This is a genomic window from Microbacterium wangyouchuni (genome assembly GCF_054072595.1).
In genome coordinates, this window is record NZ_JBSVRM010000001.1 from 157,512 (window position 1) to 182,832 (window position 25,321).

27 protein-coding genes are annotated in these 25,321 nt (G+C 65.9%); 14 read left to right on the forward strand and 13 right to left on the reverse strand.

The genetic code is table 11. The features are described 5' to 3' along the window. Positions 1-74: 74 nt before the first annotated feature. Both ACW5CM_RS00795 and ACW5CM_RS00800 read left to right on the forward strand, forming a co-directional pair. The gene (locus ACW5CM_RS00795) at positions 75-683 is read left to right on the forward strand and encodes a DUF4956 domain-containing protein (RefSeq protein WP_439255341.1); all 609 of its coding nucleotides are present in this window, start codon (positions 75-77) and stop codon (positions 681-683) included. Continuing rightward, a complete protein-coding gene (locus tag ACW5CM_RS00800) occupies positions 680-1,471 on the forward strand; it encodes a polyphosphate polymerase domain-containing protein (protein ID WP_439255339.1) in 792 nt (263 codons plus the stop codon). Before ACW5CM_RS00795 ends, ACW5CM_RS00800 begins: the two co-directional genes overlap by 4 nt. On the opposite strand, the gene ACW5CM_RS00805 is transcribed toward ACW5CM_RS00800, so the two are convergent. Then, positions 1,464-2,510 carry an NAD(P)-dependent alcohol dehydrogenase gene (locus ACW5CM_RS00805; protein ID WP_438253759.1) on the reverse strand — a complete coding sequence of 349 codons (1,047 nt, stop codon included), beginning with the start codon at positions 2,508-2,510 and terminating at the stop codon, positions 1,464-1,466. The two genes, ACW5CM_RS00800 and ACW5CM_RS00805, sit on opposite strands and share 8 nt — an antisense overlap. Before the next feature lie 41 nt (positions 2,511-2,551). Next, a complete protein-coding gene (locus tag ACW5CM_RS00810; RefSeq protein ID WP_457123826.1) occupies positions 2,552-3,352 on the reverse strand; it encodes an alpha/beta fold hydrolase in 801 nt (266 codons plus the stop codon). 147 nt (positions 3,353-3,499) lie between these two features. On the opposite strand from ACW5CM_RS00810, the gene ACW5CM_RS00815 reads away from it, so the two are divergent. Together ACW5CM_RS00815 and ACW5CM_RS00820 are read left to right on the forward strand one after the other, a co-directional pair. After that, complete coding sequence (locus ACW5CM_RS00815) at positions 3,500-3,964, forward strand: hypothetical protein (protein ID WP_457123827.1); 465 nt, start codon at positions 3,500-3,502, stop codon at positions 3,962-3,964. A 122-nt stretch (positions 3,965-4,086) separates the two neighbouring features. Next, positions 4,087-5,559: an MATE family efflux transporter gene (locus ACW5CM_RS00820; protein WP_457123828.1), complete on the forward strand. Its 1,473-nt coding sequence runs from the start codon at positions 4,087-4,089 to the stop codon at positions 5,557-5,559. Here the strand turns inward: ACW5CM_RS00820 and ACW5CM_RS00825 are convergent. Further along, on the reverse strand, positions 5,556-6,041 hold the full coding sequence (locus ACW5CM_RS00825; RefSeq protein WP_438253763.1) for an Lrp/AsnC family transcriptional regulator: 486 nt from the start codon (positions 6,039-6,041) through the stop codon (positions 5,556-5,558). The two genes, ACW5CM_RS00820 and ACW5CM_RS00825, sit on opposite strands and share 4 nt — an antisense overlap. Positions 6,042-6,154: 113 nt before the next feature. On the opposite strand from ACW5CM_RS00825, the gene ACW5CM_RS00830 reads away from it, so the two are divergent. Next, entirely contained in the window at positions 6,155-7,390 is a 1,236-nt protein-coding gene (locus ACW5CM_RS00830) for a trans-sulfuration enzyme family protein (RefSeq protein ID WP_457123829.1), read from the forward strand. 231 nt (positions 7,391-7,621) lie between these two features. Here the strand turns inward: ACW5CM_RS00830 and ACW5CM_RS00835 are convergent, their stop codons facing one another. The 4 genes from ACW5CM_RS00835 to ACW5CM_RS00850 are packed head-to-tail and all read right to left on the reverse strand — an operon-like array spanning position 7,622 to position 12,066. After that, complete coding sequence (locus tag ACW5CM_RS00835) at positions 7,622-9,535, reverse strand: M3 family metallopeptidase (protein WP_457123830.1); 1,914 nt, start codon at positions 9,533-9,535, stop codon at positions 7,622-7,624. A gap of 22 nt (positions 9,536-9,557) precedes the next feature. After that, positions 9,558-10,373: a metal ABC transporter permease gene (locus ACW5CM_RS00840; RefSeq protein WP_457124106.1), complete on the reverse strand. Its 816-nt coding sequence runs from the start codon at positions 10,371-10,373 to the stop codon at positions 9,558-9,560. Between the two features lie 38 nt (positions 10,374-10,411). Next, the gene (locus tag ACW5CM_RS00845; protein WP_438253766.1) at positions 10,412-11,131 is read right to left on the reverse strand and encodes a metal ABC transporter ATP-binding protein; all 720 of its coding nucleotides are present in this window, start codon (positions 11,129-11,131) and stop codon (positions 10,412-10,414) included. Next, complete coding sequence (locus ACW5CM_RS00850) at positions 11,128-12,066, reverse strand: metal ABC transporter substrate-binding protein (RefSeq protein WP_457123831.1); 939 nt, start codon at positions 12,064-12,066, stop codon at positions 11,128-11,130. Before ACW5CM_RS00850 ends, ACW5CM_RS00845 begins: the two co-directional genes overlap by 4 nt. 269 nt (positions 12,067-12,335) lie before the next feature. Between ACW5CM_RS00850 and ACW5CM_RS00855 the strand changes: the two genes are divergently transcribed. Together ACW5CM_RS00855 and ACW5CM_RS00860 are read left to right on the forward strand one after the other, a co-directional pair. After that, positions 12,336-12,980, forward strand: coding sequence for a ClpP family protease (locus ACW5CM_RS00855; RefSeq protein ID WP_457123832.1), 645 nt, complete (start codon positions 12,336-12,338; stop codon positions 12,978-12,980). Beyond that, positions 12,977-13,573, forward strand: coding sequence for a ClpP family protease (locus ACW5CM_RS00860; RefSeq protein ID WP_457123833.1), 597 nt, complete (start codon positions 12,977-12,979; stop codon positions 13,571-13,573). Before ACW5CM_RS00855 ends, ACW5CM_RS00860 begins: the two co-directional genes overlap by 4 nt. Before the next feature lie 184 nt (positions 13,574-13,757). On the opposite strand, the gene ACW5CM_RS00865 is transcribed toward ACW5CM_RS00860, so the two are convergent. Together ACW5CM_RS00865 and ACW5CM_RS00870 are read right to left on the reverse strand one after the other, a co-directional pair. Beyond that, the gene (locus tag ACW5CM_RS00865; RefSeq protein ID WP_438253770.1) at positions 13,758-14,102 is read right to left on the reverse strand and encodes a helix-turn-helix domain-containing protein; all 345 of its coding nucleotides are present in this window, start codon (positions 14,100-14,102) and stop codon (positions 13,758-13,760) included. A gap of 92 nt (positions 14,103-14,194) precedes the next feature. Continuing rightward, positions 14,195-15,166: an acetylxylan esterase gene (locus ACW5CM_RS00870; RefSeq protein ID WP_457123834.1), complete on the reverse strand. Its 972-nt coding sequence runs from the start codon at positions 15,164-15,166 to the stop codon at positions 14,195-14,197. 238 nt (positions 15,167-15,404) lie between these two features. On the opposite strand from ACW5CM_RS00870, the gene ACW5CM_RS00875 reads away from it, so the two are divergent. After that, the gene (locus ACW5CM_RS00875) at positions 15,405-16,763 is read left to right on the forward strand and encodes a coiled-coil domain-containing protein (RefSeq protein WP_457123835.1); all 1,359 of its coding nucleotides are present in this window, start codon (positions 15,405-15,407) and stop codon (positions 16,761-16,763) included. 96 nt (positions 16,764-16,859) lie between these two features. After that, positions 16,860-17,681 carry a sulfurtransferase gene (locus tag ACW5CM_RS00880; RefSeq protein ID WP_457123836.1) on the forward strand — a complete coding sequence of 274 codons (822 nt, stop codon included), beginning with the start codon at positions 16,860-16,862 and terminating at the stop codon, positions 17,679-17,681. Positions 17,682-17,708: 27 nt separating this feature from the next. On the opposite strand, the gene ACW5CM_RS00885 is transcribed toward ACW5CM_RS00880, so the two are convergent. Next, complete coding sequence (locus ACW5CM_RS00885; protein WP_457123837.1) at positions 17,709-18,623, reverse strand: hypothetical protein; 915 nt, start codon at positions 18,621-18,623, stop codon at positions 17,709-17,711. 248 nt (positions 18,624-18,871) lie between these two features. Here ACW5CM_RS00885 and ACW5CM_RS00890 point away from each other — a divergent pair, with 248 nt between their 5' ends. Together ACW5CM_RS00890 and ACW5CM_RS00895 are read left to right on the forward strand one after the other, a co-directional pair. Then, on the forward strand, positions 18,872-19,537 hold the full coding sequence (locus ACW5CM_RS00890; RefSeq protein ID WP_438253775.1) for an acyl-CoA synthetase: 666 nt from the start codon (positions 18,872-18,874) through the stop codon (positions 19,535-19,537). Next, entirely contained in the window at positions 19,534-19,893 is a 360-nt protein-coding gene (locus tag ACW5CM_RS00895; RefSeq protein ID WP_438253776.1) for a hypothetical protein, read from the forward strand. Before ACW5CM_RS00890 ends, ACW5CM_RS00895 begins: the two co-directional genes overlap by 4 nt. A gap of 233 nt (positions 19,894-20,126) precedes the next feature. Here ACW5CM_RS00895 and purB read toward each other — a convergent pair whose 3' ends face one another. Then, entirely contained in the window at positions 20,127-21,509 is a 1,383-nt protein-coding gene (purB, locus tag ACW5CM_RS00900) for an adenylosuccinate lyase (protein WP_438254272.1), read from the reverse strand. A 25-nt stretch (positions 21,510-21,534) separates the two neighbouring features. Next, positions 21,535-22,071 carry a low molecular weight protein-tyrosine-phosphatase gene (locus ACW5CM_RS00905; protein ID WP_457123838.1) on the reverse strand — a complete coding sequence of 179 codons (537 nt, stop codon included), beginning with the start codon at positions 22,069-22,071 and terminating at the stop codon, positions 21,535-21,537. A 129-nt stretch (positions 22,072-22,200) separates the two neighbouring features. Here ACW5CM_RS00905 and ACW5CM_RS00910 point away from each other — a divergent pair, with 129 nt between their 5' ends. Together ACW5CM_RS00910 and ACW5CM_RS00915 are read left to right on the forward strand one after the other, a co-directional pair. Beyond that, positions 22,201-22,464, forward strand: coding sequence for a hypothetical protein (locus ACW5CM_RS00910; protein ID WP_457123839.1), 264 nt, complete (start codon positions 22,201-22,203; stop codon positions 22,462-22,464). Beyond that, positions 22,461-23,732, forward strand: a complete 1,272-nt coding sequence (locus ACW5CM_RS00915; protein WP_438253779.1) for a hypothetical protein — start codon at positions 22,461-22,463, stop codon at positions 23,730-23,732. The genes ACW5CM_RS00910 and ACW5CM_RS00915 overlap by 4 nt, the downstream gene beginning before the upstream one ends. A gap of 11 nt (positions 23,733-23,743) precedes the next feature. On the opposite strand, the gene ACW5CM_RS00920 is transcribed toward ACW5CM_RS00915, so the two are convergent. Continuing rightward, positions 23,744-24,142, reverse strand: a complete 399-nt coding sequence (locus ACW5CM_RS00920; RefSeq protein WP_438253780.1) for a phage holin family protein — start codon at positions 24,140-24,142, stop codon at positions 23,744-23,746. Positions 24,143-24,215: 73 nt separating this feature from the next. Here ACW5CM_RS00920 and ACW5CM_RS00925 point away from each other — a divergent pair, with 73 nt between their 5' ends. Then, complete coding sequence (locus tag ACW5CM_RS00925) at positions 24,216-25,295, forward strand: histidinol-phosphate transaminase (RefSeq protein ID WP_457123840.1); 1,080 nt, start codon at positions 24,216-24,218, stop codon at positions 25,293-25,295. Positions 25,296-25,321 lie beyond the last annotated feature (26 nt).

A 25,321-nucleotide genomic window follows, 5' to 3' on the forward strand; every position in this document is an offset into this window, starting at 1 on the left:
AAGCGCCCTCGCGCTTCAGGGAAGGGAAACTCATGTTGTCACTCTGGTTGGGGTTGGCCTCAAACATCGTCGGAATGACGGTCCTCGTCTATGTCGTCTACTTCCGCCGACACTTCCGCCGCGATCTTGTGCTGGCCTACATCGCCCTCAGCATGGGAATCTTCGCCGTCACCCTGCTCCTGTCCGGCAGCGGGGCCGGGATGGGGCTCGGGCTGGGACTCTTCGGCATTCTGTCGATCATCCGGCTGCGCTCTGACACCCTCACCCAGGAAGAGGTCGCCTACTACTTCATCTCGCTGGCGATCGGACTGGTGAACGGATTGCATCCCGATCCCGCGTGGCTCGCGCCGACCGCGACCGCTGCGCTGGTGCTGGTGATGTTCCTCGCGGACCACCCGCGCTTCGCCATCCGCACCGAGCGGCAGACGGTGACCCTGGAGCGCGCGTACCCCCTGAAGAAAGACCTGATCCAGGCGCTGGAGACTCTCCTGGACGCGCAGGTGCTGCGCACCATCGTGATGGAGCTCGACATGGTGCGTGATCTCACCGTCGTGGATGTGCGCTTCCGCTCCCATGTCGCCTGCCGGCATGAGGAAGAGAAGGGTTTCGTCGATGCCGCTGAGCTGACCGGACCGGAACTCACTGTGCGCAGCCACGCGGAACAGGCAGTGCTGTCCCGATGAAAGCTCTCCTATCGCGTTCCCGCGCCGTGCTGGAGGACGCCGTGAAGGCTCGAGAGCCCATCGGACTGGGTGAGGTCGTCTCAGAGGCCGCCCTGCAGACGCGCGTCGACCGGAAGTTCCTGCTGAGGCCCGAGGAGTTCACGGCATTCGCGGCGCGGTTGGGCGATGCGTTCCGGATCATGGAGATCGATGGGCTGCGCACCTTCCGCTACGAATCGGTGTACTTCGACACGCACGACCTGGCGCAGTATCGCGCGCATCGGCAGGGGCGCAGGCGCCGTTACAAGGTGCGCTCGCGCACCTACGCCGATACCGGATTGACGATGTTCGAGATCAAGACGAAAGGGGCGCGTGGTGCGACGGTGAAGCATCGTCGAGAACAGGACATGCAGGATGCGGGTCGGCTGACCCCGGCGAACACCGAGTTTTTGGGAAATGTGCTGGCCGAAGAATATGGCGAGCGGATGCCGGAACTCGGACCGGTGCTGGAGAGCACTTACACACGCGGCACGTTCGTCAGTCCGATCGACGGCGAGCGCGTCACGTGCGATGTGGAGCTCAGCTACGCGGACACGGATCAACGCATCGATGGACCCGATCTCATCGTCGTCGAAACGAAGTCAGCCGACGGTCGCGGCGTATCCGATCGTGCGCTCGCCGAATTGGGCATCCGTGAGGTGAGCATGTCGAAGTACTGCATCGGCATCGCGCTGCTGCACCCGGCACTGCCCGCGAACCGGTGGAGTCGCCTGCTTGCGCAGCGGTTCGGTGCCGTGGGTGTCAGCTGATCGTTGAGACGTCGATGACGAAGCGGTATCGAACGTCAGCGGCGAGCACGCGCGCCCAGGCCTCGTTGACCTGATCGGCCGAGGTGATCTCTACCTCAGGGGCGATGCCGTGCTCAGCGCAGAAGTCGAGCATCTCCTGCGTCTGGGCGATGCCGCCGATGTTGGAGCCGGCGAACGAGCGGCGTCCGCCGATCAGCGTCCCCGCGCGCACCGACATCGGCTCGGCGGGGGCGCCGACGTTCACGAGCGTGCCGTTCAGCGCCAGCAGTTTCAGGTACGCATCAATGTCGATTGAAGCGGAAACAGAGTTGACGATGAGGTCGAACGAGTTCCGCAGCGTGCGGAAAGTCTCGCGATCCTCGGTCGCGAAGTAGTGGTCGGCGCCGAGCTTCAGCGCGTCATCCTTCTTGGCTTCCGAGCGTGAGAGCACCGTGACCTCGGCGCCCATCGCATGTGCGATCTTGACGGCCATATGGCCGAGCCCGCCGAGTCCGATCACGGCGACCTTCTTGCCCGGGCCTGCGTTCCAGTGCCGCAGCGGTGAGTACGTGGTGATGCCGGCGCACAGCAGCGGAGCAGCCTTCTCGTACGGGATCGACTCCGGCACCCGCAGCACGAAGTCTTCGGTGACCACGACCGACGTGGCGTAGCCACCCTGGGTGATCGTGCCATCGACGTCGGTGGCGCCGTAGGTGCCGATCGCACCCTTCAGACAGTGCTGCTCTTCGCCCGCCGCGCAGTTCGCGCATTCGCCGCAGGAGCCCACCAGACAGCCGACTCCGACGCGGTCGCCGATGGCGAACTTCGTCACCTCGGATCCGATCTCAGCGACGGTGCCGACGATCTCGTGACCGACGGTCAGCGGGTACTGCTGGGGCCCCCAGTCGCCCTGCACGGTGTGGATGTCGGAGTGGCAGATACCGGCCCAGCGGATGTCGATGCGCACATCATCCGGGCCCACGTCGCGGCGTTCGATCGTGCCGGGAACGAGCGGATCAGTGGCGGAGGTGGCGATGATGGCGGGGATGACAGTGGACATGTCTTGAGCGTAGACCCGGACGCTGCGTCCGGTGGGCATCGTCAACCCGCTGCGAGGAACTCCAGTGCGGCGTTGCGGAAATCACGCGACCCTGGCGCGTTGAAGTGGTGACGCCCGGGGATCTCGAAGAATCGGGCATCCGGTGCCTGGGCGGCGATCTGCCGGGAGCCTTCGAGGACAGCATCCTGCGATCCGGTGGCGAACAGCAGGGGCTGAGTGGGGGCCGTCGTGGGGTCCGGGTCGACGGTGCTGGATCGGCGCATGCCCTCGGCCAGCGCCAGGAGTGAATGCAGATCGTTGGATGTCACCCGCTCGGTCAGCTTCACGTAGTTGCGGGTGGCGATGTCCTGAACAGGTTCGCCGTGGTCGAGGTATGCGCGCACCTGGGGGATGTCGAGCCGTTCGAGCGGGATGCCGTCCGGGACTCCGCCGAGGACTGCCCGGCTGATGCGCTGCGGCAGATCGCGCACGACTTCCCAGCCCACCCGTGCGCCGAGCGAGTAGCCGACGTAGCGCGCATCCTCCACGAGGTAGGTGTCCATCACCGTTTCGATGTCGGTGGCGAGGGTGCGAACCGCGAAGGCGTCAGGATCGTGCGGTTTGTCGCTGCTGCCGTGACCGCGCTGATCGATGCCGATGACGCGGTAGCCCGCAGTGCTGAGGTCGCGAATCCACCCGGTCAGCACCCAGTTGTCGCGGGTGTTCGATGCGAAACCATGCACGATCACGACCGTGGGGGCGTCGAAGTCTCCCCAGGAATAGGTGGCGAGGCGGGTGCCGTCTGCGGCATAGACGAGTTGGGCATCCGGCATGCTGGTCAGTTCAGAAAGAGGTGCGGCCACCTCTCCATCATGCTCCTTCTCACACGCGTTCGGCGGTCGTGCACCGTTTGAATAACATCATCCTTGCGGTGGATGCTGATGTCTGCGGCCCTGCGTAGTGTTGAGTTCACGGAGGATGACCGGGGGGTCAAAATGTCGTCTATAGGTGTGTTTCGTGATTTGGCAGAGTTCTTCCTGCCGATCGGTTACGTCGGTGTCGCCATCGCGGTGCTGTGTGCGATCGTCGCGGCGATCGCATTGGCGCGCGGCGCGGCCGGTGCCAGCGGTGGGGCCGTCGCGGTCTGGCTGGTCGGGGCCATGCTGAGTCTCGCCTCCGGCTTTGCCGGGATGTGGATTCCTGCGTTGATCTCGGTCGGGGCGCTCATCGTGGCGCTTGTGGCCGGAGGGCTGCTGCGGGGAGTTGTGAATGCGTTCGCTGCGCGTCCGGAGCCGGTGCGGCAGGCGCGACCTGCCCCCGTCCCGACGGCGGCACCATCTGCGACGACGCCAGTGGTTGCGAGTGCTTTAACGGCTGCGACAACGGTTACGGAAACGAGTATTCCAACGGCAACGACTGCGACAGTTGCTGCCTCGAACGCAGCCCCCGGAGCACAGCCGGCTCTCGCCGCATAGCCCCAGCGGGAACGGATTTCGGGAACCGGCTTCCGGAACCGAATCGATTCGATAAGCTGATGCTCCGCCGGTTCTCGGCGCTCTGACCTGTCCTCTCGCGTTCCGGAAGTCCTCTACTCCGCATGGCCACCACTCTCACCACGGGCCGCCCGTGGCGCGTCATCCTCGCCTTCTCCGTACCGTTGCTCATCGGCAACGTCGTCCAGCAGCTCTATCAGGTGGTCGACACGATCGTTGTCGGCCGCGAGCTCGGTGTGAACTCGCTTGCCGCGGTCGGGGCGACTGGGTCGCTGCTGTTTCTGCTGCTCGGATTCGCCTGGGGCATGACGAGTGGTTTCGCGATCCCGACCGCCCAGGCCTTCGGCGCGAAAGACCACGACGCTGTCCGCCGTTCGGTGGCCACCGGCACCGTGCTCGCCGCAATCGCCAGTGTGATCATCACCGTTGCGGGGCCCCTCCTGGCGGAGCCGGTACTGGTGCTCATGCAGACCCCGCCGGAACTTCTGGCGGAGGCTGCGCTGTTCACGCAGATCAGCTTCCTCGGCGGTGGCGCGACGATGTTCTTCAACTACCTGTCCGCCATCATCCGAGCGATCGGTGACTCGCGCACGCCGTTGATCTTCTTGACCATCGCCTGCGTGGTCAACGTTGCGCTCGTGCTCATCCTGGTCGGGCCGGTGGGCTGGGGCGTCGCCGGTGCGGCACTGGCGACTGTCGTCTCGCAGGCGATCTCGGTCGTGTTATGCCTCGAGTTCGTGAGGCGCCGGATGCCGGCGCTGCACGTGCGCCGTGCCGACTGGAGGATCACCAAGGCCGATCTGATCGAGCACCTGCGTCTGGGGCTGCCAATGGGATTCCAGGCCTCGATCATCGCCATCGGTACCCTCGTCGTCCAGGTCGCCCTGAACATGCTCGGCGCTGAGGCTGTCGCCGCCTACACAACGGCATCCCGTGTCGACAGTCTCGCAACTGCGCTGCTGGCATCCCTCGGTCTCGCCGTGTCGATGTATGTGGCGCAGAACTTCGGCGGACGCCGTCCCGACCGTATCCGAGCCGGCGTCGTGCAGGCGACGTGGATGGCGATTGGTGCGTCAGTGATCTTGGGGGCCGTGCTGATCGCGTTCGGCACCCACCTGGTGCGCCTGTTCGTCGGCGAGGGATCGGACGAGGTCGTCGAACTCGCACACCTCATGCTCGTGATCAACGGCGCGACCTATTCACTGCTGGGCGTGCTCTTCGTGATCCGCGGTGCACTGCAGGGGCTCGGGCAGGCGCTGATCCCGACCATCACCGGTATCGTCGAGCTCTTCGCCCGCGTCGGAGCGGCAGTGCTGCTCGGCGCCATGCTGGGATTCGGCGGCGTGGCGATGAGCAACCCTCTGGCCTGGATCGGTGCTGTGGTGATCCTGATCCCCGCCTATGTGCGCGCACATCGCGCGCTGGCAAAGATGCCGGTCGACCCGGACGAGCTCACCCTCACCACCCCGATCGCCATCCTCGGCCCCGACAACAGCTCGCTGAACGTGGACGCCCTCGTCACGCAGGCGGTCCCCGTCGTCGTGCAGCGGCGCTGGCGGAAGCTGCTGCGCCGCTAGCGGTTCGGCAGCACGCCGCGGCCGTCACGCAGCTCGAACACCAGCTGCGTCTCGGTGCCGCGGACGACGGAGTGCACGGTGATGTGCTCCAGCACGATGTCGCGGAGCGCGGCTGCATCGCTCACCGCGACATGCACGAGGAAATCATCGACGCCGGCGACATGGAACACCTGAAGCACGCGCGGAATCTCAACGAGCGCGTCGAACAGAGCGTTCACCTTCGCGCCGGTGTGATTGGCGAGCCGCACTTTGATGATCGCCTGCAGACCGAACCCGAGAGCGGCCTCATCCACCCGGATGCGCACATCGCGGATCACGCCGCGATCGCGCAGAGCCCGCACGCGGTGGGCACAGGTTGATTCGGCCAGGCCCAACTGCTTCGCCAGCGCCTTGTTCGTGGTGTCGGCGCGGGCGCTGAGAACTGTGAGGATCTCGAGATCGATCTCATCGAGGGATGCCGCCGACTGTTGTGTTTTCGACAATGGGTGTCTCCATCTCCCGCCGTATTTCGTTCAGAATTCTGGAATGTACGCGAAACTCGGCGAATACTGTCAAAGTCTCGCACTCTCATTGGGTTTCCGGCAATGATGGAGGGATGACTGCACCCCTGCATCCCGACACTGTCGCCGTGCACAGTGGCCGCGCCGATCTCACCGAACTCGGCGTACACGCCCTGCCCATCGACCTCTCCACGACGAATCCGCTGCCCGACATCGAGCGCGGCGGCGACTCCTACGAGGCGATGGCGACCGGAGGGCGTCCGCCTGCTGACGGCAGCATGGTCTACGCGCGTCTGTGGAACCCGACCGTCGCACGCTTCGAAGATGCCCTTGCCGAGATGGAGCACGCCGATGCTGCGGTTGCATTCTCCTCGGGGATGGCGGCGATGACTGCGGCGATCCTCGCGATGACCTCGGCGACCGGAAAGCGTCATGTCGTGGCCGTCCGCCCGCTGTACGGCGGCACCGACCATCTGCTCGGCACCGGACTGCTCGGAACCGAGACGACATACTGTCATCCCTCTGAGGTCGGTGTCAGCATCCGCCCCGACACCGGGCTGGTGGTCATGGAGACGCCGGCGAACCCGACCCTCGAACTCGTCGACATCGCCGCGGTGGTTGCCGCGGCCGCAGGCGTGCCTGTCGTCGTTGACAACACGTTCGCGACGCCGATTCTGCAGAACCCCCTCGATCACGGGGCCGCGATGTCGCTGCACAGCGCGACGAAGTACCTCGGTGGCCACGGCGATGTGATCGCCGGTGTCATCGCCTGCAGCGAGGAGCACGCTGAGGCGCTGCGCCGTGTTCGTGCGGTGACCGGTGGCCTGCTGCATCCGCTCGGCGCCTACCTGCTGCACCGCGGTCTCACCACCCTGCCGGTGCGGATGCGCCAGCAGCAAGCGAATGCGCAGCAGATCGTGCAGTGGCTGATCGATCAACCGCAGGTGGACGAGGTGTTCTTCCCCGGCCTCAATGGGGATGAGGAGGGGATTCTCGATCGGCAGATGCGCGGCACAGGTGCGATGATCGCGATCCGTCTGAGCGGAGGTTATGCGGCGGCGAGTGCTGTTGCGGCCGCCACGCAGCTGTTTACCCATGCGGTGTCGCTGGGCGGGGTGGATTCGCTCATCCAGCATCCGGCTGCTCTCACGCATCGACCGGTCCCGGAGGATGCCCGCCCCGACGCCGACGTGCTGCGCCTGTCGATCGGACTCGAGAACGCCGGCGACCTCATCGCCGACCTTGCGCAGGCGTTCGCGGCGATTGCTGCTGCGCCCGCCGCGCCCGCCGCCGCCGCCAACTCTGCGCCCGGCGCCGCGCACAACTCCTGAGAACTGGTCGCGATCTGGCCGGAATCGACGCTTGGCCCGCCGGAACCGCCAGTTTCTCAGGAGTTATGAACGGGTCGGCGCTCAGGCCTCGCCACCGACCTCATGCAGCCGTTCGCGGCAACTGCCGCCGCTGCTGCGCACAACTCCTGAGAACTGGTCGCGATCTGGCCGGAATCGACGCTTGGCCCGCCAAAACCGCGAGTTTTTCAGGAGTTATGAACGGGTCGGCGCTCAGGCCTCCCCGGCGAGCCACTTCCCGAACGCGTCGAAGGAGTACGGGCGTCCGAGCAATGACGCAACGAGGTCGGCGGCGTCGGCCGCACCACCGCGGGCGAGAATCTCGTCTCGGTAGCGGCCGGCGATACCGGGCTCGAACAGATCGTCGCGGTCGAACGCACTGAACATGTCCTTCGCGATCACCAGGCTCCACATGTACGTGTAATACGCGGAGCTGTAGCCGGTGAGGTGTCCGAACCCTGACTGCATGTGGGTGTCGGGGAGTCGCGCGATCACCGAGTAGCGGTCCGAGAGCTCTGCGACAGCGGCGTCATGATCTGCCGGGCGATCCTGGTGCAGTCGGTACGAGACGGCGGCGTAGAACATCTGCGTGCGCACCCAGCGACCGCGGTCGGAGTCGGCAGCTTCGCGCATGCGGGAGACGAGATCAGCCGGGATCGCCTCGTCCGCGGGGTTCACAGCGAAGCTGCGGAGGATCGAAGCATCCCACGCCCATTCCTCGAGCATCTGCGACGGCGCTTCGACGAAGTCCCACTCGGTCGCAACGCCGGAGAACCGTGCCCACGTCTGGTCACCGCCGAGCACGTGGTGAAGCAGGTGGCCGAACTCGTGGAACAGCGTCTTGACCTGCTCATGCTCCATGAGCCCGCGCGGGAAGTTGCACACCAGAACGCCCTCGGGCAGTTGCACGCCCCGGACACCACTGACGAGGTCGAACTGAGCAGCGTGCTTGTACTTGCCCTCGCGCGGGTGCAGGTCCAGGTGAATACGACCGATGCGCTCCCCGCGCTGCAGCACGTCGTAGCTCGTGACATCCGCTGCCCAGGCCGGAGCATCCACCGCCCGGTATTCCAGGCCGAACAGCCGACCGGTGACAGAGAGCAGACCCGCCCGCACCCGGGCGAAGTCGAAGTACTCGCGCACATCCTGCGCGTCGACGTCGTACTGCTCGCGGCGCACGAGCTCGCCGTAATAGTCGGAATCTGCGCTGGTGATGGTGGTCGCTTCAGGGTCATCTTGCCGGGCTCGAGCCAGGAGCGCTTCGGCATCCGCGTTCGCCCGATCAGCCGACAGGTCGCTGATGTGGTCGATGAACTCGGCGATCGCATCGCCGGTGCCGATCATCTTCGTCTCGGCATCGAAATCCGGCCAGGACGGATAACCGAGCATCGTGGCCTGTTCATGACGCAGATCCAGCAACTCGTGCAGCAGCGCATCGTTCGCCGGCCAGCCGCGAGCGGCGTAGGCGCGGGAGAGCTCCTCGCGCGCGGCGCGATCGTGCGCGTAGGTGCGAAACGGTCGGAAGTCCGGATAGTCGGTCGTGATCTCGACGAGCCCATCATCGCCCGTCGGATGCGCGACACGGAAGTCCTCGGGGAGACCATCGAGACGCTCGGGGGAGATCCGGATGCTGCGCACATCGTCGCGGACGTTCCGGGAGAACTCCTGCTCGATCACGGTGATGCGCGCCGCGATCTCAGATAGGCGGGCGCGGGTGGCATCGTCACGGTCCACGCCGCCGCGGCGGAAGTCCCGCAGGGTGAGTACGAGCAACCGCGCCGCTTCGGCATCGAGTCCTGTGGGGTCCAGGGTCGCGAACACCTCATACAGCGCGCGATCCTGATCGCGCGCGGTGACGAGGGCGGCGGCATCCTGCATCCGGTCCTCGGCGAGGGCGCGCACGCCGGCATCCGGGTGAACCTCGGAGAGCAGCTCGGTCACGCTCGCCGCATTCCTGATCGCCGTCTCGCCGACGTTCCACAGCTCGAGCGTCTCCAGCGGCGTGCGTTCGGCGCCGTCTTTGAGGCGGTCGACGACCTCACGCGCTTGGGTGAGGGAGGAATCGGCGCGCTCGGCGACGAAGGTCGCCCAGTCATCAGCGGGCAGGGCGAGAGGTTCCACAGGCATTGCTCCAGCCTATGGTGGGCGGCTACCGCCCGGCCCGCACCCGCCGCCGCAGTCGCTTACCGATCACGCCCTGGTGCGGAGCGAAGAGGTACGCCAGCGCGAACGCGCAGCCCTGCACGACGACGACGAGCCCACCGGATGCCGCATCGATCCAGTAGCTCAGGTAGATGCCGATAACGCTGCACAGTGCCGACATGACGGGTGCGATCACCAGCATCCGTCCGAAGCGATCGGTGAGCAGATGCGCGGTGGCGCCGGGGATGATGAGCATCGCAACGACGAGCACCACGCCGACCACCTGCAGGGCGACGACGGCCGTCAGCGCGAGCACGCCGAGCAGCAGTGCGCCCAGCATCCGCGGTGACAGCCCGATCGCGAAGGCGTGTGTGGGATCGAAGGCATACAGGGTCAGATCCCGGCGCTTGACGATCAGCACGACGAAGGCGATCGCGGCGAGCACGATGATCTGCAGCAGATCGATTTCGGAGACACCGAGGATGTTGCCGAAGATGATGTGGTTGAGATCGGTCTGGCTCGGGGTGACCGAGATCAGCACGAGCCCGAAGGCGAACAGTGTTGTGAAGACGATGCCGATCGCGGCATCCTCCTTCACCCGGCTCGTGCCACGGATGAGCCCGATGAGCGCCACAGCGAGAAAACCGAACACCAGCGCGCCGAGCGCGAACGGTGCCCCGACCACGTAGGCGAGCACGACTCCGGGCAGTACCGCGTGCGAGACGGCATCGCCCATCAGCGACCAGCCCACCAGCACCAGCCAGCAGGAGAGCAGCGCGCACACGACGGCCGCGATCACGGTGGTCACGAGCGCACGCACCATGAAGTCGTACTGCAGGGGCTCGAGAATCCAGTCGAGGATCACGGCGCCTCCAACCCGAAGGCCCGCGACAGGTTGGCGGGCTCCAGTGCCTCGGTGACCGTGCCGTGGAACAGCACCCGCCGAAGCAGCAATACCGCTTCATCTGCCAGCGATGGCAGCGCGTGCAGGTCGTGGGTGGAGACCAGCACGGTGTCGCCGGCCGCCGCGAGCTCGCGCAGCAGCCGAACGATTGTCGCCTCGCTGCGCTTGTCGACACCGGCGAACGGCTCATCGAGCAACAGGATGTCGGCACCCTGGGCGATCCCGCGAGCGACGAACGCACGCTTGCGTTGGCCGCCGGAAAGCTGTCCGATCTGCCGGTCGGCGAGGTCGGTGAGCTCCACTCGTTCGAGGGCCTCGTCAACGGCCGTGCGGTCAGCCGCGCGCGCTCGCCGCAGCATCCCCTGCGCACCGTAGCGACCCATCATCACCACGTCACGCACCGAGACCGGAAACGACCAGTCGACGTCCTCGCTTTGCGGGACGTATCCGATGAGCCCGCGCCGGCGAGCGGATGCTGGATCAGCGCCGTGCAGGCGCACCTGCCCGGTGTCCGGACGCACGAGCGAGATGATCGTCTTGAACAGTGTCGACTTCCCGGAGCCGTTCATTCCGATGAGCCCGGTGACGCGGCCGGCCTCGACGCTCAGCGACACGTCATCGAGCGCCAGCAGGTCGCCGTAGCGGACCGTGACCCCGGTCACCTCGATCGCGCTCATGCTCCGTCGCCGTTGCTTCCGCCGGCGGTGCGGCCGGTGAGTCCAGCAACGATTATGTCGGCGTCGTGGCGGATGAGCTCCAGATAGGTCGGGACCGGGCCGTCGGCGGTGGAGAGGGAGTCGACGTACAGGGTGCCGCCGAACGCGGCATCCGTCGCTTCGACGACCTGCCGCATGGCCCGGTCGGAGACGGTCGACTCGCAGAACACCGCCGGCACGTCATTGTCCTTCACAAACTCGATCACCGCGGCGATCTGCCGCGGCGTCGCCTGCTGCTCGGCGTTGACCGGCCAGATGTAGGCCTCGGTGAGTCCGGCATCCTGCGCGAGGTACGAGAACGCGCCCTCGCAGGTGACCAACGCCCGTTCATTCTGCGGAAGCTCGGCGAGCTCTGCGGCGAGATCGTCCTGCACCTGCTGCAGCTCGGACTTGTAGGTCTCGGCGTTCGCGGCGAAATCATCGGTGTGTGCGGGGGAGAGTTCACTGAACGCCTCGGCCATGTTGTCGACGTACAGCTGCACGTTTGACGGGCTCATCCAGGCGTGCGGGTTCGGGGCATCGGAAGAGTCGATCCCGATGACTTCCACCCCTTCGGAGACCACGATGTGGTCAACATCGACCGATTCGACGAACTGCTCGAACCACGCTTCGAGGTTGAGCCCGTTGTCGAGGATGAGGTCGGCCTCGGCTGCCTTGCGCACATCCCCGGGCGTGGGCTCATAGGCGTGGATTTCGGCGCCCGGTTTCGTGATCGATTCCACGCGCAGATGCTCGCCGGCAACATTCTGCGCGATATCTGCCAGGACGGTGAAGGTGGTCAGTACGACCGGACGGTCATCGTCATCGAGAGCGCCCGGCCCGGAGCATCCGACCAGTGCAGATCCGGCGGTGAACACCGCGAGAAAACTCGCCGCGATGCGTACATTTTTAGGCACACCGAAAACGTACCTTTTAGGTGCACCGAAAACAAGCTCTGTCCGCCCCGCGGGGCGGACAGATGGATGCACGGATGCACGGATGCAGGGCTGCACGGATGCAGGGATGCACGGATGCAGGGCGATCGAACGGATGCAGGGCGAAACGCCGGCGAATGGCCCGACATCCGTTCGATGGCCCTGCAAGTGTCCCGACACCTCTGCCCACAGCAGAGCCGCTCAGGGCGGATTCGGGCCCTGGCGATTGTCGCTCGTCGCACGCTGGAGGCATGAGCGAAGAAAACCCGACCCCACAGTTCAGCCCAGATGCCCGACGCGCGCTGTTTCATGAACGCATCCTGGTGCTCGACGGCGCCCTGGATGACGACAACGGCACGCTGCTAATGACGCAGTTGCTGAACCTGTCTGCGGAAGACCCCGTCGCCGACATCGCGCTGTGGATCCACTCACCCGGCGGCTCGGTGCCGTCGATGCTCGCGATCCGCGACATCATGAAGCTGATCCCCAACGACGTCGCGACGCTGGCGCTCGGCATGGCGGCCAGCGCGGGGCAGTTCCTGCTCTCCGGCGGCACGAAGGGCAAACGTCGCGCACTGCCGCACGCCAGGATCCTCATGCATCAGGGATCTGCCGGAATCGGCGGTTCCGCCGGGGAACTCGAAACGCAGGCAGACGACCTCCGGCACATGCGCGACACCGTACTCGGGCTCATCTCCGACGACACCGGCCAGTCACCCGAGCGCATCTTCGATGACTCGCTGCATGACCGCTGGTACACCGCAGCACAGGCGCAGGAGTACGGGTTCATCGACGAGATCGTCGACTCGATAGGGCAGGTATTGCCCCGCCGCAGAGCGCGAGTCGGGTTGGGAACGGATGCCGCGGTATCCGCCCCGGAAGGAGTGAAGTCATGACCAGTTACACGATCCCGAACGTCATCGCGCAGCATCCGCGGGGTGAGCGCGTCATGGACGTCTACTCGCACCTACTCGCCGAACGCGTCATCTACCTCGGCACGGGAATCGACGCGGGTGTCGCGAACGCACTGATCGCACAGCTCCTGCACCTCGATGCAGATAGTCCTGACGCCGGCGTCCAGCTCTACATCAACAGCGAGGGCGGCGACCCGGGAGCTGCCCTCGCGATCTACGACACGATGCAGCACATCCGTCCGGCTGTTGCGACGACGGTCGTCGGTCAGGCAATCGGTCCCGCGGCACTTCTCGCTGCTGCCGGTGCGCCGGGCCAGCGTGCGGCGCTCGAGCATGCGCGGATCGTGCTGCATCAGCCGGCCGGGCAGTCCCGCGGGGCGATCCCCGACCTGATCCTCGCCGCCGACGAGGTGGTGCGGGTGCGCGCCGACATGGAAGCGGTGCTCGCCAAGCACACCGGGCGCACCGTCGAGACGCTGCGCGCCGATACCGACCGGGATCGGGTGTTCACGGCATCCGCTGCTCTGGAATATGGACTGATCGACACAGTGCTGGGGGAGCGCTCGGCGGGGTGATGGCGGTGTTACAGGTGGCGGCCGGTGATACGGATCGCGGATGCTGTCACGTCTGTCGGACGAATTCGTCGAATCCCTCCGACATCTGCAACATGGTCCGACATCCGTAACACGGCGGATGACAGGCGCCACAGGCGGATGCCGGGAGGTCAGCCGGGCGCACCAGGCGGATGCCGGGAGCCGATCAAGCGGCGAGGCTGAATGCGCCGCGACCGGTCGACGCCAGAGCGGGTGCCGGAACCGCGGCCATGCGCAGCTCATCGGCCACAGCGCTGGTCAAGTCGATGAGATTCGTCTCCAGAGCCCCGGAGATCGCGGCGATCATCTCGCTGGACGGCTCCTTCAGCCCGCGTTCGACCTCGGAGAGGTACTGCGGTGAGACTCCGGCCCGATCGGCAGTCTCGGTGAGCGTCTCTTCGCGCTCGTGTCGTCGACGCCGCAGTTGGTCACCGAGCATCTGGCGCCAGAGCGGTTCCGGGTCGTTGTGATGACGACGCGGCGGGCGGGGAAAGGGGACGATCTCGGCCATGGTTCACGCTAACGCCGAAATCGGTCGCGGTGGCAGTTTTTCTGCTCAGGGCAGAACCCGCCCCCTCCGAAACCCCGAACACGAACCAAACGTCACCCGGCGAGCTGCTCGGCGAGGAACGCGGCCTGTTTCTCCCAGTGCAGGCCCTGTCCGCCTTCGTGCTCGTTGAAGGGGTAGTCGACGATCTCGCGGGAGCCGCCCCAGTGGTTGTAGGCGGCGAAGACTGTCGACGGCGGGCAAATGGGATCCAGCAGCGCCACAGAGAACAGGGTCGGAGAAGTCGCGCGCTTGGCGAAATTGACGCCGTCGAAGTACGACAGCGTTTCGAAGGCCGTGGCGGATGCTTCGCGCTGCACAGCCAGGTAGCGGACGATCTCCTCGTAGGGATCGCGTCCGGTCATGCCGACGGCCCGTTCGAAGTGGCACAGGAACGGCACCTCGGGCATCGCAGCGACCAGCCCGGTGGAAAGGCCAGCTGCGGCGATCGCGATGCCGCCGCCCTGGCTGATGCCGCTGATCGCGACGCGGGACGCGTCAACACGGTCGAGTGAGCGGATGGCGTCGATGGCGAGCACGGCATCGGTGAAGACCCGGCGGTAATAGTAGCTGTGCGGAGATTCGATTCCGCGCGTCAGATATCCGGGCACCGCGGGGCCCGAGCCGTGTGGGTCTGCCGTGACGCCACCGGTTCCCCAGTTGCTGCCCTGGCCGCGGGTGTCCATCAGGAAGTAGGCGTAACCGGATGCTGCCCACCCGAGCCGCTCGTGCGGCAGGCCCCGTCCACCGCCGTAGCCGACGTACTCGATCACGGCGGGGAGTGGTTCGTCACTGTCTGCTGGCAACAGCAACCAGCCGCCGACCGGGTCTCCGCCGAAGCCGCTGAATGTGACGTCATAAACTTCGACGGACTGCAGCGGAGAGTCGATTCGCCGGAGCTGAATCGGCTCAGCGAGGGCGCGGGACTCCGCAAGAGTCTGCTCCCAGAAGTCGTCGAAGTCAGCGGGCTCGGCGACGGCGGGGCGATAGGAGCGCAGCTCCTCGAGGGGCAGGTCAAAACGCGGCATTGCGGAATCCTTCAATCGGGGGTCGCACGGCAGTTTATCGGTGGGATGCCCTGTGAGATGCCTCGCGCGATCGCCGGAGAACAGGGCTGGTCGCCGATCCCCGGGCAAGTTAGTCTTATAAATGGAGTCTTGTGCTCCACTCTTCCCCCCACGCAGCGACCGCTCGTGCTTGCTTCGACGCCTCGGTGTTCGGTGTTCGGTGCTTGAGCGGTGCGCCCCGCCAGAAAGGTGTTCCTTCGTGAACGACTCCGCCGACAACAGCAACGACGAGCAGGGAGCCGATTTCTTCGATCAGCTCACGCAGGGACAGGCGCGCGAGCAGGGCACCTTCACGATCGGATTCCGCGGATATGACCGCGGCGAGGTGGATGCTGCGATCGCCGGCCTGCGGATGCAGGTGCAGCGTGCGGATGCTGAACTGGCCCAGGCGCGTTCGGGTGTGAGCCGCGACGTTGCGTCGGTGCGCTCCGAGGTGGAGGCCGCACGGATCGAGAGCGAAACGCGCATGGCGGAGCTCGAGGCTCAAGCGGCAGAGCGCACCACAGCGCTTGAGGCCGAACTGGCCGCAGCTCGTGCCCAGGCGGATGACGCTGAGCAGCAGGTCGTGACGCTCACCAGCGAGCTCGTCGACGCCCCGAAGAGCGAAGCCGACGCCGAGGGGTCGCGGTTGCAGTTCGAGGCAGTGCTGCGCGTCGCCGAGGAGCAGGCGTCGGTCCTGATTCAGAATGCTGCCGTGCAGGCCGAACGCCTGCTTGAGGCAACCCGCGCCGAAGCCGACACGCGCCGCGCCGAGCTCGACGTCGAGGTACAGCGGGTCACCAAGCAGGCGCAGAACGACGCCGATCAGGTCCGGTTGCGTATCGACACCGAGTACACCGCCCATGAGGCACGCATTCAGCGCGAAGCATCCCATGCCGCTGAGAAGGTCGTCCAGGCCGAGCAGGAGGCGGCAACCGTTCGCACCGAGGCCGAGAAGGGCTCGGCGGCGCTGCGTTCGATGGTTGCCCGCGAGACCAGCCAGCAGCGTGCGGATGCTGAGCGCGAGGTGCGCGAGATGAACGCGCGCGTGCTGGAGTTCGAAGAGACCCTGACCCGCCGGCAGGACGAGGCGCAGCAGGAGTTCCTGCTCCTGCACAACCAGGCGGTCGCTCATGCCGAGCGCATCACCAACGACGCGAACGAGCAGGTGGAGTCGGCGCTGGAGCACTCCAAGCGCATTTCAGCGAAGGCCGACGACTATGAGCGTCTGATGCGTTCGCAGGCGGGCGCCATCGAGGCTGACGCCCAGATGCGTGCTCGCGAGACGCTCGATCGGGCACGAGTGAAGGCGCAGAAGATCGTCAGCACCGTCATCGGGCACACCACGGATGTGCTGCGTGACTCTGAAGATCGCACGCGCCAGCTGCGCTGGCAGCAGCAGCAGCTGAACAGCTTCATGGCTGAGGTTCGTGAACTCATCCGTCCGGATGGTGTCTTCAATTCGGATTCTTCGGCTGAGGATGAATCAGACGAGGACGAGATCGAGGATGCTGAGACCGAGCTCGACGAGACCGAGGATGCTGACCGGGTCGAGGAGAAGGACAACGCCAAGGCCTGAGTGAATTCGGATTCTTCGGAGGGCGCCGCAGCAGATCAGCTGCGGCGCCCTTTCGTGTTTCGTCCCTCCGGCCCGGGAGCGCCGTAACCTGGGGGTATGTCACAGATGGTGAGCATGGCTGAGTTGGCCGAGCTGATGAGTTCCGACGTGCGCATTCTCGACGTGCGCTGGAGTATGGGTCAGCCGGATCGTAGAGCGGATTATCTCGAGGGACACATCCCCGGTGCGGTGTACGTCGACCTGGAATCTGAGTTGTCCCGGCCGGGCCGGCCCGACGAGGGACGACACCCGCTGCCGTCGACCGAGCAGGTTCAGGATGCTGCGCGGAGCTGGGGCATCAACGCCGGCGACGTCGTCGTCGCCTATGACGATGCGGGCGGTTTGCCGGCGGCTCGCGCCTGGTGGCTGCTGCGTCAGGGCGGCGTCGATGTGCGAGTGCTCGATGGTGGCTGGGCCGCCTGGTTGGCGGCCGGTGGTGATGTCGAGACAGGATCTGCCGAGTACACCCGCGGTTCGGTGACGTTACAGGATGTCGCAGGGCGCAGCCTCACGATCGATGAGGCGGCACAGTTCCCGGCATCCGGCGTGCTGCTCGATGTGCGTACGCCGGAGCGCTACCGGGGCGAGGTCGAACCGATGGACCCCATCGCCGGACACATCCCGGGTGCGGTGAATCTCCCCACCACGACGCACCTCGCTGAGGATGGAACGCTGCGTGACCTCGATGAGCTGCGCCGGAACTTCGCCGCTGTCGGTGTGCTCGATGGCACGCCCGTGGCCGCGTACTGCGGTTCGGGCATCACGGCCGCTCACACAGCGCTGGTGCTCGCTGAGGCCGGGATAGACGCGAAGCTCTTCCACGGCTCCTGGAGTCAGTGGTCGAACACGCCGGGGCGCCCGATCGCAACGGGAGAGTAGCCGCCGCTTTCCCCAGACCTGCAGATCTCACTCCCGCGCGTCGTACCCCCAGCGCAGGATGAGCATCCCGGGGCCCCACCCCTGGCGTACTTGATGGATCGCCGTTGCCCCATCGAGGCAGAGTGGCGTCACGGTCGTATCGTCTGGCGTCTCCTGGACCTCTTCCAGCCACGTCGGTAGCGCGTCAGGATGGAATTTTGTCCACAGCATCAGGTCGCGGCACCGCCTGGCCACGCCGTGACCGGTCTCGCTGGTGCCTGGGTAGCCGGGCGGGTACTCCAGCTTCCATTCGATCATCGCGGTCTGCGCCGGCCCCAGCGGACGCTCGAGTTCCATCATTGCTCCGTGTACCTCACCGCTCGGGTGCGAGTAGCGGCGCGAGATGCGTCCGCCCCCGAGCATGCTGAACAGCGGCGCGGGAGTGGGGGCCCCCGGGGTCATATCGATATAGGGCACGTCGGTGATGGTTCCGGAGGTTGACTGCAGCAGCGTGCGGGTGGTGCGGGATATCACGAAGCCGTCTGCTCCGACCTCGGTGACAGCAGTGGTGGAAACGTCGCGTGCGGGGTCGAGCACAGCTGCCCCCAGTCCGGTGAACGTTTCAGCCGTGAGCTGTTCCAGGCGATCGTGCGCCAGCGGGTACTGCACGCGTCCTATGGGCCCGACCCGGTGCGTGGGTCCGATCAACGACACCAGGGCGCCGCGTTCCAGCGCGAGCAGCGACTCGATCTCTTCGACTGCTGCGATCGACCGTGACCCTTCTGGCCGACGTGCGCCCGAGCGCCAATAGCTGAGCGTGGCCGCCGCGATCGGATTCCCCCCGTCTGCCAGACGCTCGCGAAGCCAGGTCATCGTGACCCCGCGCTCCACGATGGCCGCACGGAAAAGCGTGGCGAACTCCGGCCGGTGAACGCCGGTAACAACTTCTTCTTCGAACTTCACAGACGACCCCAGGTGTGTGAACGAGCAATCGGTATCTTTGAGCCTAAGACCAAGCGCAGACATCGGGGCCCGGTGTCAGGGGCGAGGTCATCGGCAGAACCCCCCTGCATATGGTGCGTGGTTCGGCGCTGCTCTGGGGGCAGCGCCGAACCCGCATGCTGCCGCTCGCGTCCGGCAGCCCGGTTGGAGTGCGTACTCTTTCGCGCGCGTAGACTGGACATATCATCCCGGAGAACCGAGGAATCGTCATGTCTGCCCCAGTTCGCACATTCACCGTGCGTCACGTTCAGTTGTTGCGCGCATTTTTCGCCGCCGTATCTGCCCTCATGATCACGTTCTCCTCCGACCACTCCGCTGTGGTCGGCTTCTCCGTCTTTGGCGGCTTCGTCGCAGCGAGCGGAATCGTTCTCGTTCTCGGCGCCTGGCTGGCCGTGCCCGCCGGGGCGCGTGGGTCGCTGATCCTGCTAGCCGTGATCAACCTGGCCGCCGCGGCCGTCAGCAGCGTGCCGGCCCTGCGGGTGGATGCGGCCTTCTTCATCGTCGTGATTGTGTGGGCCGCGGCATCCGGTCTGGTCGAACTTATCGCGGGCCTTCGCGCGCGTCGCACGGATGCGACGGCGAAAGATGCCATCACGGTCGGCGCGCTCGGGCTTCTGCTCGCGATCATCCTGCTCGTCATTCCGGTGGGTTATTCGCTGCAGTACAGCGTCGAGGGCGCCGGTGAGCTGACGTTGACGGGGATCATTCTCGCTGTGGGCATGCTCGGCGGGTACACCGCGATCGTCGCGGTCTTCCTCGCGATCGCCGGATTCTCGCCACTCCGTGCGGAAGAGACGCCCCGGGGCGAGACGACGAAGGATGCCGATTCCGCTGCCGCCGCAGGCGAGCGGATCGAGAGTGGAGGAGCCGCGTGAGCGAGAACAAGCCCAACCGCCGAGAGCTGCTGCGCCCGCTGCACCTGCTCGGAATCGCCCTCGTGTGCGGTGTCTTCGCAGCCGTGGTCACGCTGGTGTCGGCCGGTGCCTTCACTGATCGGGTGAACACGTTGATCGCCAGTGGCAACTACGACGGGCTGACCCCGGTCGTTCTGGGCCTGGTCGTCGGTGGTGGCGCGTTCATCGTCACCCTGCTGGTCATGTCGATGCTGATTCTTGCCGTGGACCCGCGTGAGTACGAAGGAAAGACGCTCGACCGGCCCGTCCTCTACGACGAAGAGCCTGACGACCAGCCGAGCACCGACTCGACCGGAACTGACTCCACGAAGTCCTAGCTCCGGGGGCTGCCCGCGTCTCGCGCCCGCGTCACACAAGTGGCGGGTTCGGCGCGGTTGCACCCGCCCTTTGTATGACGCGCGGCCGTTCCGTGTCACACAAGCGGTGACCTTGGCAGATCGCGACCCGCATCTTCTGTAACACGGCCCGCCCGCGGGCAACACGGGCCCACCCGCGGGCAGCACAAGCCCGCCCGCGGGCAGCACAAGCCCACCCGCGGGCAGCGCGCGAACTACTTGGCGAGGCGCTCCGCGATGCCGGTGTATCCCGCGGGAGTCAGCGCGAGCAGACGCTGCTTGGCAGCATCGCCGATCTCGAGACCCTCGACGAAGGATGCCAGCTCCGCCGCCCCCACACGGTGACCGCGGGTGAGCTCCTTCAGCAGTGCATATGGGTCCTGGATGCTTGAGCGTCCGGCGACGACCTCGGCACGGATGACGGTCTGGATCGCTTCAGCGAGAACTTCCCAGTTCACGTCGAGGTCGGCCAGCAGTACCTCGCGCGCCAGGGAGATCTCGTTCAGGCCGCGGCGCAGGTTGTCCAGCGCCAGCAGCGAGTGCCCGAAAGCGACGCCGATATTGCGCTGGGTCGTGGAATCGGTGAGGTCCCGCTGCATGCGCGAGGTCACCAGAGTCTGCGAAAGCGAGCCGAGCAGGGCCGCCGAAAGCTCGAGGTTCGCCTCGGCGTTCTCGAAGCGGATCGGATTGATCTTGTGCGGCATCGTCGACGAGCCGGTCGCGCCGGCAACCGGAATCTGCGTGAAATAGCCGATCGAGATGTAGGTCCAGATGTCGGTGGCGAGGTTGTGCAGGATGCCGCCGGCATGACGCATCCGGTCATAGAGCTCGACCTGCCAGTCGTGCGACTCGATCTGGGTGGTGAGGATGTTGAATCCGAGGCCGAGTCCCTCGACGTAGGAACGCGCAACCTGCGGCCAGTCGACGGAAGGATCGGCGGCGAGGTGTGCAGACCAGGTTCCGGTCGCCCCGGAGAACTTCGCCAGGTAATCGGATGCCGCGATCTGAGCGCGCACGCGCTCCAGACGCCACGCGAAGACAGCGAGCTCCTTGCCCATGGTTGAGGGCGTTGCGGGCTGCCCGTGCGTGCGGGAGAGCATCGCGGCATCCGCGTGTTCAATCGCCAGTTCGCGCAGCTTCGCGATCACGCCATCCAAAGCCGGCAGCCAGACGTTCTCGACCGCGCGCTTGACGGTCAGTGCGTACGAGACGGAGTTGATGTCCTCGCTGGTGCAGGCGAAGTGGGTGAGCTCGGCGATCGAGTCCAGCTCGAGCGTCGACAGCCGGTCGCGCACGAGGTACTCGATGGCCTTCACGTCGTGGCGGGTGACGGCTTCCTTCTCGGCGAGCCAGTCGATCTCAGCCTGGCCGAAGTCGCGGTACAAGCCGCGCAGGCGGTCCTTGTCAGCATCCGACAGCGGAGACGTCTCGAACAGCGAACGATCAGTGAGGGCGATCAGCCACTCGACTTCCACCTCGACCCGCGCACGGTTCAATCCCGCCTCGGAGAGGTAGTCGCCGAGGGCAGCGACAGCCGGACGGTAGCGTCCGTCGAGGGGGCTCAGTGGCTGGACAGGGAGAGCATTCGGGGAAGTCAGGGCAATCCTCCTGATCGGGCCCCACTCAGTTCTGGGGCGTGGTGCGGGGCGTCGTGCGGCTGGGACGCAGGGCGGGTTCGAGCTGACGAAACAAGCCGCGGGTCGCGGTCTCAATCATAGCCAGCACCGCATCGAACATCGCCGTGTCGGCGTAGTACGGATCGGGCACGTCCATGCCGTCGGCGTCGCGGTCGAAGGAGAGCAGCAGAATGACTTTGCCGACCTGGTCCTCGTCGCGCGCCCACTCGCGAAGAATGCGCTCGTGCGTGCGGTCGAGTGCGACGACGAGGTCGTTGTCGGCGAAGGATGCTGCGGTGAACTGCTTCGCGCGATGCTGCGAGCCGTCGTATCCGCGGCGCTGAAGCGTCTCGATCGTGCGATGATCGGCGCGCTCGCCGACATGCCACTCGCCGGTGCCAGCACTGCTCGACACGATTCGCGAGCCCAGCCCCTGGTGTTCAGCGAGGTCGCGAAACACCACCTCCGCCATGGGCGATCGGCAAATATTGCCCGTACACACGAAGATGACGCGGAAGCGGTCCGGCGATGTCACGGGATCCATTCTGCCGGTCGTGGCACCCCCTGCACAGCGATGACGTCCTATTTCACACAATCCGGCGTTGCAGCGGGCTGTGCACAGTTGCTGGGTTCTGCCCTCCGCGCCGCGGGTTGAACCAGGCAGGGTTGGCACATGTTCACCTACGACATGGCGGTAGCACCCGCCACGGGGACACTCTTGGAGTGGATCTCGGCAATCAGAGCAGTACAGAAGGCGATCAGTGCGCTCGAAGACGTCGGAGCGTCGCTGATCCCGCTCCTGTACGAGAGCGAGTGGCAGGCCGACGGTGTGCGCCGCCTGCATGAGCTGATCGTGCAGCTGAAGGCGGGCACGGCCGCGGAAGCGGGGGACTTGGGCATCCGCCTCTGGGAGATCCAGTCGAGGCCGACACCATGAGCGGCTCGGTCACCATCACGCACGGCGGCGCCATCGCGGTTGATCCGGAGGCGCTGCGGTCGGTGTCGCGCAGACTGCTCGCCATTGTCCCCACTCTCATCGAGGCGAGCTCCGCGGCGCGCACCGCTTACGGACATGTGCTGAACATGCCGGGTGTCAGGCCGCGAGTAAACATGGATGCCCTCTGGGCCAGTGCTGACCGTGCCGAGGCCATGAGTCAGCAGTGTCAGATGGCGGCCGAGAACACGCTGCTGATGGCTGACGTCTACGAACTGGTCGAGTTGAAGGCGGAGCTGGCAGCCCTCGAGATTCGAGAGGGTGCAGAAGCCGAGGCGATCATGGCGCGCATTGCCGAACTCGAAAGATCCGATCCGCGAGTCCCCGACATGGAGGCCTGGCTTCTCAAGGGATGGGACGAGGGGCGGTATGAGGGGCTACTCGAACAGCAGACCGGTCTTCCGTTTCTCGACGCCTCTCTGCTTTTCCTGCTCGCCTCGCGTATCGGCTCGAGCCGGATGGGTGTGCTTCGACCGGGCGCGACGCTTTCAGGCGATGCTGCGCCGGTAACGGTGACACCGGTCAACACCAGCTCTCCGATCGCGCCACCGACGAGTCTGGCGGAAGCATTCCGCCGCTTTCCCGAGACGAAAGAGGCGCAGTTCAAGGTCGAGAAGTACACGATGGTCGACGGCGAAGAGCGGTTCGTGCTGTACGCAGAGGGCACATCGGCCCTGATGGGCGGCAATCCGCTCGACATGAAATCGAACGTTGAGCTGTACTTCGGTAACGAGTCCGCGTCGCACCAGGCGAGTCTCGACGTGCTCGCCGCGGCCGGTGCGAAGGCAGGCGACCGTGTCGACGTGTACGCCCACTCGCAGGGTGCGATCAACGCCGCCTATCTGGCGACGCAGAGCGAATTCGATGTGCGGGTTCAGGTGACAGCGGGCAGTCCGGTGCATCCGGCGCTTGAGGAGAATCAGCTGCTGATCGAGCTGCGCCATACCGATGACCTCGTCAGTGCGCTGGCTGGCGGGGGCGGGCCGGGAGGGACAGGTTCCCCGGACAGCTTCGTCGCGAGCCGCATCGGCGACCCGGCCTATCACCCGCATGACCTGCTGATGAAGACGCACTACCTCGACACGTACATCGAGACGGCAGAGATGGTGGATGCCTCGGGAGACGTGCGACTCGACGCGATCAGGGAGAACTGGCGCGAACTCAACCAGGCCGTGTCGATTGAATCAACGGAGTACGTGACCAGCCGATAGCCGGCGTCAGCTCAGCGGCGCTTCTTCTTCTGCGGACGCAGGATTGCTCCGAAGACGGCGTTGATGACCGAGATGATGATCGCAGCCAGTACGCCCCACCAGAAGTCCCCGACCGTGAGGCCCCACCCGAAGCCCGAGGTGATGGCCGCGGTCAGCCACAGCAGGAACCCGTTGACGATGAAGGAGATCAGCCCGAACGTGAGCAGATAGAGCGGGAACGCGACGATCTTGATGACCGTGCCGATGATCGTGTTCACCAGGGCGAAGATCGCCGCCACTGCCAGCAGCGTGAGCACGAGCTGCAGTGTCTCACCAGGGGCGAACGCTCTGATCGACACCTGCAGGGCGGGGATCAGAGTCACCACCCAGAGGGCGAAGGCGTTGATGACGACTCGAATGATGAAGCGCATGGTGGAATCAGTCTCGCATGGTGATCGACTGTGCGCGCGGAGATTTGCGGGCCAACGCTCGTAGACTCAGAGCGTGACTGAGCCGATTCTTCCCCGCATCCGTCCTGAAATCGCGGCACTGGCGCCGTATAAGCAGGGCCGTCAGGCGGGTCCCGATGCGTTCAAACTGTCCAGCAATGAGAACCCCTTCGACCCGCTGCCATCGGTCGTGGCGGCACTGCAGAGCGCCACTCCGATCAACCGCTATCCGGATGCCGCAGCGACCCGCCTGCGCGAACGTCTGGCCAGCCGCTACGGCGTCGGCAGCGATCAGGTGCACGTCGCCAGCGGCAGCGTCGCGATCCTCTACCAGCTCGTGCAGGCCGTGGCATCCGTGGACGATGAGGTTATCTATGCCTGGCGCTCCTTCGAGGCCTACCCCGGCCTGCCGCTGGTCGCCGGTGCGACCGGCATCCCGGTCCCGCTGACCGAGGACTCCCGCCACGATCTGGACGCCATGGCGGATGCGGTCACCGAACGCACCCGCGCGATTCTCGTGTGCACCCCGAACAACCCCACCGGTCCGATCGTCACGAGCGCGGAGTTCGAGGCCTTCGTCGCCCGGGTCCCCGCCGATGTGCTGATCATTCTCGATGAGGCATATGCCGAGTTCGTCACCGCGGAAGACGCTGTCGATGGCCTCGCCGAGCGCGTCTACGAGCAGCATCCGAACGTCGTCGTGCTGCGCACCTTCTCCAAGGCATACGGCCTGGCTGGCCTGCGCGTCGGCTACGCGATCGGCCACACCGCGGTGCTCAATGCGGCGCGCGCGACCGGCATTCCGCTCTCGGTGACTGCGGCCGCCGAAACCGCGGCGCTGGCCAGCCTCGACGCGGAAGCAGAACTCCTCCAGCGCGTCGCCGTGCTCGTCGAGCGCCGCACAACGGTGATCGCGGCGCTGCGCGCACAGGGCTGGGATGTGCCCGACAGTCAGGCGAACTTCGTCTGGCTGCCCACGGGAGAGCGCACGGACGAGGTCGCCGCGGTCTTCCTCGACGCCGACATCGTGGTGCGGCCGTTCTCGGGCGACGGCATCCGTATATCCGTCGGAGAGCATGAATCCGTGGAGAAGGTCCTACAGGCTGCGCAATCCGTTGTGGAGCGCCGACAGTGATCCGTGCATCTGCTCGGCTAGCGTAG